The organism is Bordetella genomosp. 12, from assembly GCF_002261355.1.
In the GTDB taxonomy this organism is placed as follows: domain Bacteria; phylum Pseudomonadota; class Gammaproteobacteria; order Burkholderiales; family Burkholderiaceae_B; genus Bordetella.
Genome location: NZ_NEVU01000003.1, coordinates 554,430 through 568,580, shown reverse-complemented (window position 1 = coordinate 568,580; position 14,151 = coordinate 554,430). Strand labels below are relative to the sequence as shown.

General features: G+C 65.0%; 13 protein-coding genes. 12 read left to right on the top strand and 1 reads right to left on the bottom strand.

Going from position 1 to position 14,151, the window contains the following annotated elements:
- The first annotated feature begins 1 nt into the window (after position 1).
- The 5 genes from CAL22_RS14785 to CAL22_RS14765 all read left to right on the top strand — a co-directional run bounded on the left by CAL22_RS14785 (position 2) and on the right by CAL22_RS14765 (position 3,911).
- On the top strand, positions 2–892 hold the full coding sequence (locus tag CAL22_RS14785) for an ABC transporter permease (RefSeq protein WP_094814510.1): 891 nt from the start codon (positions 2–4) through the stop codon (positions 890–892).
- Position 893: 1 nt separating this feature from the next.
- Positions 894–1,688, top strand: coding sequence for an ABC transporter ATP-binding protein (locus CAL22_RS14780; RefSeq protein ID WP_094814508.1), 795 nt, complete (start codon positions 894–896; stop codon positions 1,686–1,688).
- 102 nt (positions 1,689–1,790) lie between these two features.
- Positions 1,791–2,546, top strand: coding sequence for a molybdate ABC transporter substrate-binding protein (modA, locus tag CAL22_RS14775; protein ID WP_094814506.1), 756 nt, complete (start codon positions 1,791–1,793; stop codon positions 2,544–2,546).
- A gap of 10 nt (positions 2,547–2,556) precedes the next feature.
- Positions 2,557–3,228, top strand: coding sequence for a molybdate ABC transporter permease subunit (modB, locus tag CAL22_RS14770; RefSeq protein WP_094814504.1), 672 nt, complete (start codon positions 2,557–2,559; stop codon positions 3,226–3,228).
- A complete protein-coding gene (locus CAL22_RS14765) occupies positions 3,225–3,911 on the top strand; it encodes an ATP-binding cassette domain-containing protein (RefSeq protein ID WP_094814502.1) in 687 nt (228 codons plus the stop codon). Before modB ends, CAL22_RS14765 begins: the two co-directional genes overlap by 4 nt.
- Here the strand turns inward: CAL22_RS14765 and CAL22_RS14760 are convergent, their stop codons facing one another.
- On the bottom strand, positions 3,912–4,715 hold the full coding sequence (locus CAL22_RS14760) for a TOBE domain-containing protein (protein WP_094814500.1): 804 nt from the start codon (positions 4,713–4,715) through the stop codon (positions 3,912–3,914).
- 103 nt (positions 4,716–4,818) lie between these two features.
- Between CAL22_RS14760 and CAL22_RS14755 the strand changes: the two genes are divergently transcribed.
- From CAL22_RS14755 to CAL22_RS14725, 7 genes are all read left to right on the top strand, one after another.
- Positions 4,819–5,403, top strand: coding sequence for a DUF4136 domain-containing protein (locus CAL22_RS14755; protein WP_208622043.1), 585 nt, complete (start codon positions 4,819–4,821; stop codon positions 5,401–5,403).
- An 18-nt stretch (positions 5,404–5,421) separates the two neighbouring features.
- A complete protein-coding gene (locus tag CAL22_RS14750; protein ID WP_094814496.1) occupies positions 5,422–6,621 on the top strand; it encodes a DUF3734 domain-containing protein in 1,200 nt (399 codons plus the stop codon).
- Between the two features lie 137 nt (positions 6,622–6,758).
- Positions 6,759–7,130 (top strand): helix-turn-helix domain-containing protein, encoded by a 372-nt coding sequence (locus CAL22_RS14745; protein ID WP_094814494.1) that lies wholly within the window; start codon positions 6,759–6,761, stop codon positions 7,128–7,130.
- Between the two features lie 190 nt (positions 7,131–7,320).
- A complete protein-coding gene (locus CAL22_RS14740; RefSeq protein WP_094814492.1) occupies positions 7,321–8,541 on the top strand; it encodes an efflux RND transporter periplasmic adaptor subunit in 1,221 nt (406 codons plus the stop codon).
- Between the two features lie 60 nt (positions 8,542–8,601).
- A complete protein-coding gene (locus tag CAL22_RS14735; RefSeq protein ID WP_094814490.1) occupies positions 8,602–11,817 on the top strand; it encodes an efflux RND transporter permease subunit in 3,216 nt (1,071 codons plus the stop codon).
- A complete protein-coding gene (locus tag CAL22_RS14730) occupies positions 11,814–13,337 on the top strand; it encodes an efflux transporter outer membrane subunit (protein WP_094814488.1) in 1,524 nt (507 codons plus the stop codon). Before CAL22_RS14735 ends, CAL22_RS14730 begins: the two co-directional genes overlap by 4 nt.
- Entirely contained in the window at positions 13,334–14,059 is a 726-nt protein-coding gene (locus CAL22_RS14725; protein ID WP_094814486.1) for a pyridoxine 5'-phosphate synthase, read from the top strand. The genes CAL22_RS14730 and CAL22_RS14725 overlap by 4 nt, the downstream gene beginning before the upstream one ends.
- The last annotated feature ends 92 nt before the right edge of the window (positions 14,060–14,151 follow it).

Sequence of the window (14,151 nt, the reverse complement as noted above, 5' to 3'; positions counted from 1 at the left end):
CATGTCCTTGTTCTCTTTGCTCGGCGCACTGGAAATCGGCCTGATCTTCAGCCTGGTTGCGTTGGGTGTATTCATTTCCTTCCGCCTGCTGCGCTTTCCCGATCTGACGGTTGACGGCAGTTTTCCCTTGGGCGGTGCCGTGGCCGCCACGCTCATCTCCATGGGCGTCGATCCCTTCACGTCGACGCTGGCGGCGACGGCGGCCGGCGCGGTCGCGGGCCTGATCACCGGTTGGCTCAACGTGCGCCTGCGCATCATGGATTTGCTGGCCAGCATTCTGATGATGATCGCGCTGTACTCGATAAACTTGCGCATCATGGGCCGGCCCAACGTGCCGCTGATCACCGAGTCCACCGTTTTCACCGTGCTGCAGCCGGACTGGCTCAGCGACTATGTGGCGCGGCCGCTCATTCTGCTGGTGGTGGTGCTGCTGGCCAAGTGGCTGCTGGATTGGTACTTCTCGACGCAAAGCGGCCTGGCCATGCGTGCGACGGGCTCCAACGGCCGCATGGCGCGCGCGCAGGGCGTCAATACCGGCGCCATGATCCTGGGCGGTATGGCATTGTCCAACGCTCTCGTCGGGTTGGCTGGGGCGCTGTTCGCGCAAACCCAGGGCGGAGCGGATATCTCCATGGGCATAGGCACCATCGTGATCGGCCTGGCGGCGGTGATCGTGGGCGAGAGCATCCTGCCTTCGCGCCGTCTCGTCCTGGCGACGCTGGCGGTCATCATAGGCGCCATCGTCTATCGCTTCTTCATCGCCCTGGCGCTCAACAGCGATTTCATCGGCCTGCAAGCGCAGGATCTGAACCTGGTGACGGCGGTGCTGGTGACGATTGCCTTGGTCATACCCATGTTGAAGCGCCGCCTGCTCGGCAAGAAGGGGCGTTGATATGCTGCGCGCAAAAGATATTTTCATCACGTTCAATGCCGGCACCCCCATCGAGACCCGCGCCTTGCGCGGTTTGTCGCTGGATATCCCCACGGGGCAATTCGTCACCGTGATCGGCTCCAATGGGGCGGGCAAGTCGACGTTTCTCAACGCCGTGTCGGGCGACCTGCCCATTGACACCGGCAGCATCCTCATCAACGATGTCGACGTGACGCGCCAGCCGGTGTGGGCGCGCGCGGCGCAGGTGGCGCGGGTTTTTCAGGATCCCATGGCCGGCACCTGTGAAGACCTCACCATCGAAGAGAACATGGCGCTGGCGCATTGCCGGGGCGAGCGGCGTGGCCTGAGCCGCGCCGTCAAGGCTTCGATGCGGGCGCATTTCCGTGAGCGCCTGGCCACGCTGGGTCTCGGATTGGAGAACCGTCTGAGCGACCGCATCGGCCTGTTGTCAGGGGGGCAGCGGCAGGCGGTCAGCCTGCTGATGGCCGCTTTGCAGCCTTCGCGCATTCTGCTGCTCGATGAGCACACGGCGGCGCTGGACCCGCGCACGGCGGATTTTGTGCTCCAACTGACCGCGCGCATCGTGGCCGAGAATAACCTGACGACCATGATGGTGACGCACAGCATGCGGCAGGCTCTCGATGTCGGCCAGCGCACGGTGATGCTGCATCAGGGGCAGGTCGTGCTCGATGTCAGCGGCGATGCCCGCAAGGGCATGGACGTGCCCGATCTGCTGGCGATGTTCGAGCGCGTGCGCGGCGAAAAACTGGCCGACGACGCCTTGCTGCTGGGCTGATTGCCGGGGCCGCCTGAGCGCGGCCCCGTTTTTGACTCTCGTTATATAGCTGGGTATATTTCGCAACCACGGCGCTGTCGCGCCCGCTACCAGGGGTAGACCATGCACATCCGCAATAAGTTGATCTTCGCGGCCTTGGCCGCAGTCTTTGCCTCGGCCACCGCGCAGGCCGCCGACCTGACCGTCTCCGCCGCCTCCAGCCTGACCAATGCCTTCAAAGAGCTGGGTCAGGCCTATGAGGCCAAGCATCCCGGCAATAAAGTCGTCATGAATTTCGCGGCCTCGGACGTGCTGCTGCGCCAGATCGAGCAGGGCGCCCCGACCGATGTGTTTGCCTCGGCCGACCAGACCGCCATGGACCGCGCCGAACAAAGCAAGGCCGTGCGGCCCGATACGCGGGTCAATTTCGCCGCCAATGCGCTGGTCCTGATCGTGCCGGCGACCGGCGACTCCCCGGTCAAGAGCACGGCGGATCTGAAGACCGACAAGGTCAAGCGCGTGGCCTACGGCAACCCCGCTTCGGTGCCGGTGGGCCGTTACACCCAGGCTGCGCTCGAGAAGCAGGGCCTGTGGGATGCCGTCTCGGCCAAGGGCGTGCCGGCGCAGAATGTGCGCCAGAGCCTGGATTACGTGGCCCGGGGCGAGGTCGATGCCGGCTTCGTGTTCGCCACCGATGCGGCCGTCATGCCCGACAAGGTCAAAGTGGTCGAGATCGTGCCGACGCCGCAGTCGATCACCTACCCGATCGCCATCACGACGCGCGATGCCAACCAGGAAGCCGCCAAGTCGTTCATCGACTACGCGCGTTCGCCCGAGGGGCAGGCCATCCTGGCTCGCTACGGTTTCAAGAAACCTTAAAGGCTAGGGCATGACCGACCCGGTATGGGTCCCTTTGCTGCTGTCGCTCAAAGTGGCGGGTTGGGCGACGGTGATCAGCGCGGTGAGTGGCACGGCCATGGGCTTCTGGCTCGCGCGCTGGCGCTCGCCCGCGCGCGAGCTGATTGATTCGATCCTGACGCTGCCCATGGTGCTGCCGCCTACCGTGCTGGGTTATTACCTGCTGGTCCTTCTGGGCCGCCGCGGCGTGCTGGGCCAGACGCTGGCAGGCTGGGGCATCGAACTGGTGTTCACCTGGCAGGGCGCGGTCATCGCCGCGGCGGTGGTGGCTTTCCCACTGGTGCTCAAGGGCGCGCGCACGGCCTTCGAGCAGGTCGACCCGCAACTGGAGTCGGCCGCGCGTGTGCTGGGTCTGCGCGAGTCCTCGGTATTTTTTCGCGTCACGCTGCCGCTGGCCCTGCGCGGCATCATGGCCGGTGTCCTACTGGCCTTTGCGCGCGCGCTGGGCGAGTTCGGCGCCACGCTGATGGTGGCGGGCAATCTGCCCGGCCGTACCCAGACGCTGTCCATCGCCATTTACGAGGCCGTGCAGGCGGGCGATGACGGCACGGCCAATCTGCTGGTGCTGATCACTTCGGTGACCTGTGTGGCGGCCTTGCTGCTGGCCAGCCGCCTGGTGCCGCGCCGCAAGGGGATGGCATGATCGATATCGCGTTGCGCAAGATCATGCAGGCGGACGACCGGCGCTTCGATCTGGACGTGCGCTTGCGCACGGCGTCTCGGCGGGTGGTGTTGTTCGGGCCTTCCGGCGCGGGCAAAAGCCTGACGCTGCGTGCCGTGGCCGGCCTGCTGCGTCCGGACTCCGGCCATATCGCGGTCAATGGCCGGGTCTTCTACGACGGCGAGCGCCAGGTTTTTCTGCCCACGCAGCAGCGGCGCGTGGCCTATCTGTTTCAGGATTACGCCCTGTTTCCGCACCTGACGGTGGGGCAGAACGTGGCCTTCGCCCTGCGTTCGGGCTGGTGCAATCCGCGGCGGCGCAGCGTGCCCGCCCAGGCGCAGCGCTGGATCGATGCTTTCGAACTGGGCGCGATCGTCAACAGCTACCCCGGGCAGATTTCGGGCGGCCAGAAGCAGCGCACGGCACTGGCGCGCGCCCTGGCGGCCGAACCCGAGCTTATCTTGCTGGACGAGCCGTTTTCCGCGCTGGACGCGCAGCTGCGCGGCAAGATGCGGCAGGAGCTGCGCAATCTGCTCGATGGCCTGGCGGTGCCCATGATCCTCATCACCCACGACCCGGCCGACATCGATGCGCTGGGCGATGTGGTGTTTGAAGTACGCGACGGGCGGATCGCCGGCGACTTGCGGCCGGCCGCAGCGGGTTGATCAGTCCATCACGCCCAGAATGACGTTCGAAGCGCTGAAGATGGCGTGCACCGCGCTGCCTTCGGCCAGGGCCAGGCTTTGCGCGCTATCGTGCGTGATGATGGCCACCAGGGTGCCGCCGCCTTCCAGATCGATGATGACCTCATCATTGACCGCGCCCGGGCGCAACTGGGCGACCACGCCGGGCAGTTGATTGTCGGCGGACAGCCGCATGCCGCTGCCTGGCAGCCCGACCAGCACGGCGGAAGCCTTGATGAGGGCAATCACCTCGCGCTCCGGGCGCAGCGCCAGTTCGGCGGTGCTTTCGCGGGTGATCGTGGCGCGCAGAATATGGCCGCCGGCAATGGCAATACGGATTTCGTCATTGACCGCGCCGGGCCGTACGTCGGCCACCTTGCCCAGCAGTCGATTACGTGCACTGGTTTTCAGCATGAAACGCCTCATGAGATCGAGATCACCTGCCAGGCCCTGATTGGCCAAATGCTGCACGAAGCGCTGATGCTCATCCTGCAGCAGCTTGAATCTGGCGATCAGCGTCTGCGCCGGCTCGGTCAGCCGGCTGCTGCCGCCCCCCTTGCCGCCGGTGGCGCGTTCCACCAGGCAGACGCCGGCCAGGTTGTTCATGGCATCGATGGCGTCCCAAGCCCCCTTATAGCTCATCCCGACCGCGCGCGCGGCGGCCGCAATGGACCCGGTGGCCCCGATCTGGGCCAGCAAGGCGATGCGCTGGGCGCCGCCCCAGGTCTGTTCGCCGCTGCGCAGCCAGAGGGAGCCATCGAGTTGCAGGTCGGGGGAGGGGGCCATGCGTTGACTTCCGGCAAAAGGAGTGTCTGGGAGTTTATTGCAAGTTGTTCGTATTCCGGGCAAGATCGATTCCGCTCAGTTTGCGTATGACGCGGAGAATATGATGCAGGCAATACCCCGGATGTTGTGCGTGGTCGGCGTGGCGGTAGCGCTGGCTGGCTGCGCGTCCAAACCCATCGTGCGCAGTGATTATGACCACAAGGTCGATTTCGCCCAGTATCACAGCTACGGCTTTCTCTCCCCACTCGGCACGGACAAGGCAGGCTACAGCAGCCTGCTGACCGAACGGCTCAAGAGCGCGGTGCGTGGCGAGATGCAGCGCCGCGGCTATGTCTACGATGAAACGCAGCCGGACTTGCAGGTCAATTTCAGCGCCAAGCTCGAAGAGAAAGTGCAGATCATTCCGGCGGCCACGCCGCCCATGCCTTATTACGCCTACCGCGGCGGGTTCTACGGCGGTTGGCCCGGGTATGGCTGGGGCGACGACGTCTATCAATACACCCAGGGCACGCTCAATGTGGATCTGGTGGACCGCCGGCGCAAGCAGCTGGTCTGGGAGGGGGTGGTGACCGGCGAGGTCTCGGAGCCCAATTGGGCGGAGAGCCAGCAGCGGGTCGACGCCGCCGTGGCGCTGATCTTCCAGCAGTATCCCTTCGTTGCTGGCGCCCGCGCGCCGGCAACCCGCTAAGGCCGCTGCGGACCGGCCATGGCGAAACAGCGTCCAGCGGGGGCAGGTCCGCGCGGCAAGGCCCGGCGCCCGTCGTCCGCCTATGACACCGTCGCCCTGGTGTTGCAGGGCGGGGGCGCGCTGGGCGCCTATCAGGCCGGGGTCTACGAAGGCTTGCACGAGGCTGGCATCCGGCCCAACTGGGTGTCGGGCATCTCCATCGGCTCCATCAATGCCGCCATCATCGCGGGCTCACCCGAAGAGGAGCGTGTGGAAAGGCTGCGCGGATTCTGGGAGGCGATTTGCCGGCCGACCGGCTTTTCCAGCCTGCCTTGGGGAGAGGTCTGGGCGCCGATGTTCCAGGGCCTGCCCTTTGGCTTCGGCTCGCCCGAGGTCAATAGCCATCTGGCCGCGCTCAACGCCGTCTGGCATGGACAGCCCGGGTTTTTCACGCCGCGCTACCCCTCGCCCTATCTGCTGCGCAACGCCGGGCAGGCTTCGACCAGCTTTTACGACACCGCGCCCCTGGCCGACACCCTGCGCCGTTTCGTCGACTTCGACCTGCTCAATCGCAGCGGCGTGCGCGCCAGTTTCGGGGCGGTCAATGTGCGCAGCGGCAATTTCAATTATTTCGACAGCCGCGATTGCGAGCTGGGCCCGCAGCATGTGATGGCCTCCGGCGCGCTGCCGCCCGGTTTCCCGGCCGTCGAGGTCGATGGCCGCTACTACTGGGACGGCGGCATGGTGTCGAACACCCCGCTGGCCAAGGTGCTGTCGGACTCGCCCTTGCGCGATACCCTGGCTTTTCAGGTGGATCTCTGGCCCGCGCGGGGCGAGCTGCCCACGACGATGGACGAGGTGGCCGAAAGGCAGAAGGACATCCAGTACTCCAGCCGCACCCGGACCGTGACCGACACCTTCGCCCAGGTCCTGCGCTTGCGGCGGGGCCTGCAAGCGCTGCTCGAGCGCTTGCCCGAGGCCGAGCGCAACAGCCCCGAGCTGGCCGAGCTGCGGGCCGAGGCCTGCACCCCCGCCGTCAATATCGTCAACCTCATTTACGAGGCCAAGCATTACGAGCGGCATTCCAAGGATTACGAGTTCAGCACCGAGGCCATGCGCGAGCACTGGCGCTCCGGTCTGACCGACATCCGCCGCACACTGGCGCAGCCCGGGGTGCTGGATCGTCCCAGCGAGCAGCAAGCCTTCGTCGCGCACGACGTCCATCGCCCCGAACGCTGACGGCGCCAGACGGGCCAGATAGGTCTGGTTTATGTGCAAGCAAGCCGGAGCGTTATGCAATCTGCCGTAGCCTGACGTGCCTTTGAGCAAGCTGTCGCGCGATTGTCGCGCCTGCCGCATCCCTTCCTCATACCGCCATGGCCCACCATTTCCCTGCTTCCGGCCCGTCGACCGAGGTCTCGTTCTCTTCCAAGGTAATACCGGCCGACTCTGGCGAGACCTGGTATCTGCTGTATCGCGGTTGGGTCTTGGGCACGCCCCGGGGGATACGCATCAGTCTCACCTCTCTGGAGCGCGTCTGCTTTCAGGCGATCGCCGAGTCGCCTGGCCGGGAGTTGTCACGCGTGGTGCTGAGCAAGATCCTGCCCGGATCCAACTTGCGCACGCTCAATGTGGCCATCAGCCGCTTGCGCAAAAAAGTCAGCGAAGCGGGCGCCGAGTTGCCCCTGCATACGGTGCACGGCATGGGATATGTCTTTCTCGGGCAATTGCAGGTTCAGCCCTGCTGAGGGCCGGGCTGGCCCGTCGGCGGCGCCGCGCGCGCAAGCCAGCATTTTGCCCACCATTTTCCGCAGAAAATGAGGGTTTGCCCTCAAAAAGTAGGCTACATTACGTGGGTCCGCGACCCCCTCCGTATCAACAAAACAATCGCGCAAGCGCGCCAGTGTGGGGGACGTGTTTTCACTCCGTGAGGGATCCATGCGTTTTTCACCTCAGCGTGTCTCGGGTCTGGGCATCGTTGTAGCACTTGGCTGGATGTTGGCCGGTTGCGGCGAGAAGCCGCAACAAAGCCAGAGTTTGCCGCAGGTTGCGGTCGTGACGGTGCAGCCCCAGAAGGCGTCGATCGTGTCCGATTTGCCGGGCCGTGTCGATGCGGTGCGCGATGCACAGATTCGCGCCCGTGTGACGGGCATCGTGCAGAAAATCCTGTTCGAGCAGGGCGGCGACGTCAAAGAAAACCAGGTTCTGTTCAAGATCGATCCCGCCTCCTATCAGGCGTCCTATGACCAGGCCACTGCGCAGCTCAAGCAGGCGCAGGCGGATCTGTACAGCGCCAAGCTGTTGGCCGATCGTTATGCGCCCTTGGTCAAGGCCAATGCCGTGAGCAAGCAGGAGTACGACAACGCTGTCGCCAGCTTCCGTCAGGCCGATGCCGCCGTGGCGGCGGCCCGCGCGGCGCAGACGTCGGCCAAGATCAATCTTGGCTACACGGATGTGACCTCGCCCATCACCGGCCGCATTGGCAAGCCCTTGGTCACCGAAGGCGCGCTGGTCGAATCGACCTCGGCCACGCAAATGGCCGTGGTGCAGCAGCTCGATCCGGTGTACGTGGATTTCACGCAGTCCACCTCGGAGCTGGCGCGCCTGCGCGAGGCCTTCGCCTCGGGTCAGCTGCAGAAGCTGGGCCCCGACGCCGCACGGGTGTCCATCATTCTTGAGAATGGTTCGGTCTACAAATCGCCCGGCAAGTTGCTGTTTACCGGCATCACCGTGGATCCGTCGACCGGCAACGTCAATCTGCGGGCCGAAGTCGCCAACCCCGATCAGGTGCTGCTGCCGGGCATGTATGTGCGCGTCCGGCTCGACGAGGGCGTGGACGACAAGGCGCTGCTCGTGCCGCAACAGGCATTGCAGCGTACGGCGGATGGCTTGCAAAGCCTGATGGTGGTCAAGGACGGCAAGGTTCAGCAGGTGGCCGTCAGCACCAGTTCGTCCTTGAACAACCAGTGGATCATCAGCAGCGGCCTGTCGGCCGGTGACGTTGTGGTCGTCGAAGGGTTCCAGAAAATCCGCCCGGGCGCGCCCGTGCAGACATCGCCCTGGAACCCCAATGGCAAGGGCCAGGCCGGCGCAGCCGGTCAGCCTGGCGCCAAGCCCGCAGACGGGCAGGCGCCGGCCAAAAAGGAACCCAACTCCTAAGCGGCGCGCGGCGCAAGCCGCGTTCCTCGTTCGTGAGCATCGCTTTCAGAGTCAGCCCACATGCCGCAATTTTTTATTGATAGACCCATCTTCGCCTGGGTTGTTGCGCTATTCATTCTCATGGCAGGCATATTGGCTATCCCCAATATGCCCGTCTCGCAGTATCCCGACGTAGCGCCGCCGGCCATTTCCATCACCGCGACCTATCCTGGCGCTTCGGCCCAGGAAGTGGCCGAAACGGTGACCAGTATCATCGAGGACGAGCTCAACGGCGCCAAAGGCCTGCTGTATTACGAGTCCGTCAGCGATTCGAATGGTCAGTCGCAGATCACCGCGACGTTCCGTCCGGGGACCGATCCGGATCTGGCCCAGGTCGACGTGCAGAACCGGATTTCCAACGTCACGGCACAACTGCCGTCGGCGGTGACGCAGCAAGGCCTGCAATATGAGCAGACCAGCGCCGGCTTCCTGCTGTTCGTGACGCTGTCGTCCACCGATGGCACGCTGGATCAGGCCGCTCTGGCCGACTACATCACGCGTAACATCAAGAACCCGATTTCCCGGGTGCCGGGCGTGGGCCAGTTCCAGCTCTTCGCCGCGCCGCGCGCCATGCGCATCTGGATCGACCCGCAGAAGCTGGTCGGCTTCAACATGAGCATGCAGGAGGTCAATCAGGCCATCTCCGCGCAGAACGTTCTGATCTCGGGCGGCTCGATCGGCGCGCCGCCCAACCCCAAGGACGTGCGGGTCACGGCCACGGTCACGGCCAACGGCCAGCTGAGCACGGTGGAAGGGTTTGGCAAGATCGTGCTGCGCGCCAATACGGATGGCTCGCGGGTCATGCTGCGCGACGTCGCGCGCATCGAGGTCGGCGCCGACAACTACCAGTTCGGTGCGCGCCTGAACGGCCAGCCTACGGCGGCCTTTGCCGTCGTGCTCTCGCCGGACGCCAACGCGCTGGAGACGGCCGAAGGCATCCGCAAGGAAATGGCTTCGCTGTCGAAGTACTTCCCGGACAACATCAAGTACGAAATCCCGTATGACACCGCGCCCTACGTGAAGGTGTCCATCGAGAAAGTGATCCACACCCTGATCGAAGCCATGGTGCTGGTGTTTCTCGTGATGTTCCTGTTCTTGCAGAACGTGCGCTACACGCTGATTCCGGCGCTGGTGGTGCCGGTGGCGATGATGGGCGCGTTTGCGGTGATGCTGGCGCTGGGGCTGTCCATCAACGTGCTCACCATGTTCGCCATGGTGCTGGCCATCGGCATTCTGGTCGATGACGCCATCGTGGTGGTCGAGAACGTCGAGCGCATCATGGCCACCGAGGGCCTGCCGCCCAAGGAAGCCACGGCCAAGGCCATGCCGCAGATCACCGGCGCCATCGTCGGCATCACGCTGGTGCTGGTGGCGGTGTTCCTGCCGCTGGCCTTCATGAGCGGCTCGGTCGGCGTGATCTATCGCCAGTTTGCCGTGGCCATGGCGGTGTCCATCTTCTTCTCGGCCTTCCTGGCGCTGAGCTTCACGCCGGCGTTGTGCTCGACGCTGCTCAAGCCCATCCCCAAGGGCCATCATGACGAGAAGAAGGGCTTTTTCGGATGGTTCAATCGCAAGTTCGAATCGACCACGCACCATTACCAGGACTGGATCTCGCGCGTGCTGCACAAGGGCGGGCGCATGATGCTGATCTTCGCCGTGCTCGTGGTCGTGCTGGGCTGGCTGTATATGCGCTTGCCTTCGGCGTTCCTGCCGGAAGAGGACCAGGGCTATGTGATCAGCAACATCGAGCTGCCGGCGGGCGCATCGGCCAACCGCACTATCGAAGTCATCGAGCAGGTGGAGCATTACTTCAAGGGATTGCCCACCACGCAGAACATCGTGGCCGTGCAGGGGTTCTCGTTCAACGGCAACGGCCTGAACGCGGCGCTGGTGTTCACTACGCTCAAGGACTTCGCCGATCGCAAGAGCGCGCAGGATTCGGCCCAGGCGATCGCCGGGGCGGCCTTCCAGCACCTGTTCATGGGGATCAAGGACGCCATGGTGTTCACCGTGGTGCCGCCGGCCATTTCCTCCTTGGGCAATGCCGCGGGCTTTGACTTCCGCTTGCAGGACCGCAGCGGTTCCGGCACCGAGGCCCTGGCCGCGGCGACCGGGCAGTTGATGGGCCTGGCGATGCAAAGTCCCATCCTGTCGCAGGTGCGTATTACCGGCCTGGGGCCGGGGGCGCAGCTCTCGCTGAACATCGACCGCGATAAGGCCGCGGCGTTGGGCGTGGACTTCTCGGAGGCCTCCGCGCTCATCTCCACGGCCATCGGTTCGGCCTACCTGAGCAAGTTCCCCAATATGGGGCGCATGCAGAACATCTGGGTGCAGGCCGATGCGAACTACCGCATGCACATGGACGAAGTGCTGGCGCTCAACGCCCGCAACAAAGATGGCGGGATGGTGCCGCTGTCGGCATTCGTGACGGCCAAGTGGTCGCAGGGCCCCACGCAGGTGGTGCGCTACAACAGCTACGAAGCCGTGCGTATCGGCGGCGATGCCTCGCCGGGGCACTCCACGGGCGAGGCCATGGCGGAGATGGAGCGTCTGGTCGGGCAGTTGCCCGCCGGCTTTGGCTACGAATGGAACGGCCTGTCCTACCAGGAACGTCTGGCCGGCAATCAAGCCGTGATCCTGATGGCCCTGGCCCTGCTGGTGGTTTTCATGGTGTTGGCCGCCCTGTACGAAAGCTGGGCCATCCCCTTGTCGGTCATGCTGGTGGTGCCCTTGGGCATGCTGGGCGCCGTGGGATTGGTCAGCCTGATGGGCATGTCCAATGACGTGTACTTCCAGGTGGGGATGGTGACCGTGATCGGTCTGGCGGCCAAAAACGCCATTCTGATCATCGAGTTCGCCAAGGATCAGTACGCGCGCGGCAATGGCCTGTACGAGTCGGCGGTAGAGGCGGCACGCCTGCGTTTCCGGCCGATTCTGATGACCTCGCTGGCCTTTATCCTGGGGGTGGTGCCGCTGGCGCTGGCCACCGGGGCCAGCGCCGCCAGCCAGCGTGCCGTGGGTATCGGTGTGTTGGGCGGCATGCTCGCGGCCACGCCGTTCGCGGTGATTTTCGTGCCGACCTTCTTCGTGGTCGTCATGAAGCTGGTCAAGACCCGTCCGCGCCTGCTGGGTGCCGAGTTGCGCGCCTTCCAGGCCGAGCAGGCAGCCAAAAAAGCCGAAGACGACAAGCCGGCAGGCACGACCCAAAACCAAGGCGGTCAGGAGAACAAGGAATGACGGCCCTGATGTATAAGCGCGGTTTCCTGGTGCTGTTGGCAGCCGGCCTGGCTGGCTGCTCGCTGGCGCCGGACTACCATCGCCCCGAGGCGCCGGTGCGCGCCGACTGGCCAGATCAACCCAAGGTGAGCTACGGCGGCTACGAACGGCCCACCGAGCTCGGTACGCAGCCGGCCGTGGCCGTGGCGGCGCCCGCCGAGACGGTGGCCGCCGATCTGGGCTGGCGCAGCTTTTTCCGCGATCCGCGGCTGCAAGCCCTGATCGAGCTGGCCCTGCAAAATAGCCGTGATCTGCGCGTGGCGGTGCAGAACGTCGAGGTCGCGCGCGCGCAGTACGGCGTGCAGCGCGCCGCGCAATGGCCGTCGATCGGCGCCGGTGCGCAAGGCACGCGCCAGCACTTGCCCAAGAACATGCGCACGGGCGGCCCGGACTCCTCTTCCATCAGCAGCCAGTATCAGGCCGGCTTGGGGCTGACCTCGTTCGAAATCGATCTGTTCGGGCGCCTGCGCAATCTGTCGGAAGCCGCCTATCAACAGTATCTGTCGACCGAGCAAGCCCAGCGATCGGTACACATCACGCTGGTTGGCGCGGTGGCGGAGTCGTATTTCAATCTGCGCGCCGCCGATGTGCAGCTGGAGCTGACACGCAGAACGCTGCAATCGCGGCAGGAATCCTACAACCTCGTGAAGACGCGGTTCGATGGGGGCGTGGCCTCCGAGCTCGATCTGAATCAGTCGCGTTCGCTGCTGGATTCGGCGTCGTCGGATCTGGCGCAGCTGGCGCGCACGCGCGCGCAAGCGGCCAATGCGCTGGTCGTTCTGCTGGGCGTGCCCAGCCTGCCGGCGGATCTGCCGCCGGCGGCAGAGTTCGGGCGTGACCAGATTCTGGCCACGGTGCCGGCCGGTCTGCCATCGGACATGCTCGAGCGCCGGCCCGATATCCTGGCTGCCGAGAATCAGCTGCGCGCGGCCAAAGCCAATATCGGCGCGGCGCGCGCGGCCTTCTTCCCGACGATCTCGCTGACCGGCCTGCTGGGCGTGGCCAGCCCCTCGCTGGATACGCTGTTCAAGGGCGGCCAAGGCTATTGGAGCTTCTCGCCACAGATCTCGACGCCTTTGTTCGCCGGCGGCAGCCTCATCGAAGGCCTGAATCTGGCCAAGGCGCGCGACAACATCGCCGTGGCGCAGTACGAGCAGACCATTCAGCAGGCCTTCCGCGAGGTGGCCGATGCCCTGGCCGGCGAGGCGACCTACGGTGCCCAGCTGGACGCGCAACGCGGCTTGCAGGCCTCGTCGGCGCGCTCGCTCGAGCTGTCCAACATGCGCTATACCAGCGGGATAGACAGCTATCTGCAGGTGCAGACCGCGCAGGTGGATTTGTTCAATGCGCAGATCGCGCTGGTGCAGGCCGGCCTGGCCTCGCTCATCAATCGCGTCGAACTCTATAAAGCCCTGGGCGGCGGCTGGCTGGAAAACACCGCAACGCCCGAGGCTCAACCCACGACCACGCAACCGCAATGATTGAACTCGGCGTCAATATCGACCACGTGGCCACGCTGCGTCAGCAGCGCCACACCCTTTATCCCGATCCGGTGGAGGCGGCCGTGCGGGCCGAGGATGCCGGCGCGGATGTCATTACTTTGCATTTGCGCGAAGACCGCCGCCACATTCAGGATGCGGATGTCTACGCCATCCGTCCCAGGCTGCGCACGCGCATGAATCTGGAGTGCGCGCTCACCCCCGAGATGCTGGAGATCGCCTGCGCGGTCAAACCCGACGATGTCTGCCTGGTGCCCGAAAAGCGTGCCGAGCTGACGACCGAGGGCGGGCTGGATGTCCTGGGCCAGTTTGACGCAGTGGCCGATGCCGTGGCCCTGCTGACCGAGGCCGGCATCCGGGTGTCGTTGTTCATCGATCCGGACGACGCCCAGATCGCGGCGGCCGCCCGTGCCAAGGCGCCGGTGATAGAGCTGCATACCGGGGCTTACGCCGAGGCGGACGGTGAGCTTGCCGGCCGCGAACTGTTGCGTATCCAGGCCGCGGTCAAGGAAGGTCTGCGTCATGGCTTGCGGGTCAATGCGGGGCATGGGCTGCATTACGGCAATGTCCAGGCCGTCGCCGCCATCGATGGGATTTCCGAGCTCAACATCGGTCATGCCATCGTGGCCCAGGCCATCTTTGACGGCTGGGAGAAGGCCATCCGCGACATGAAGGCGCTGATGATCCAGGCTCGCGGCCGCTAGGCCGCCGTTTCAGGCGCAGGGCCGCTCTATGGGGCGGCCCTTTTGCATGGCCCGCACCCGCCATGTGACGCGGGCCGGGCTCGCGTATGATT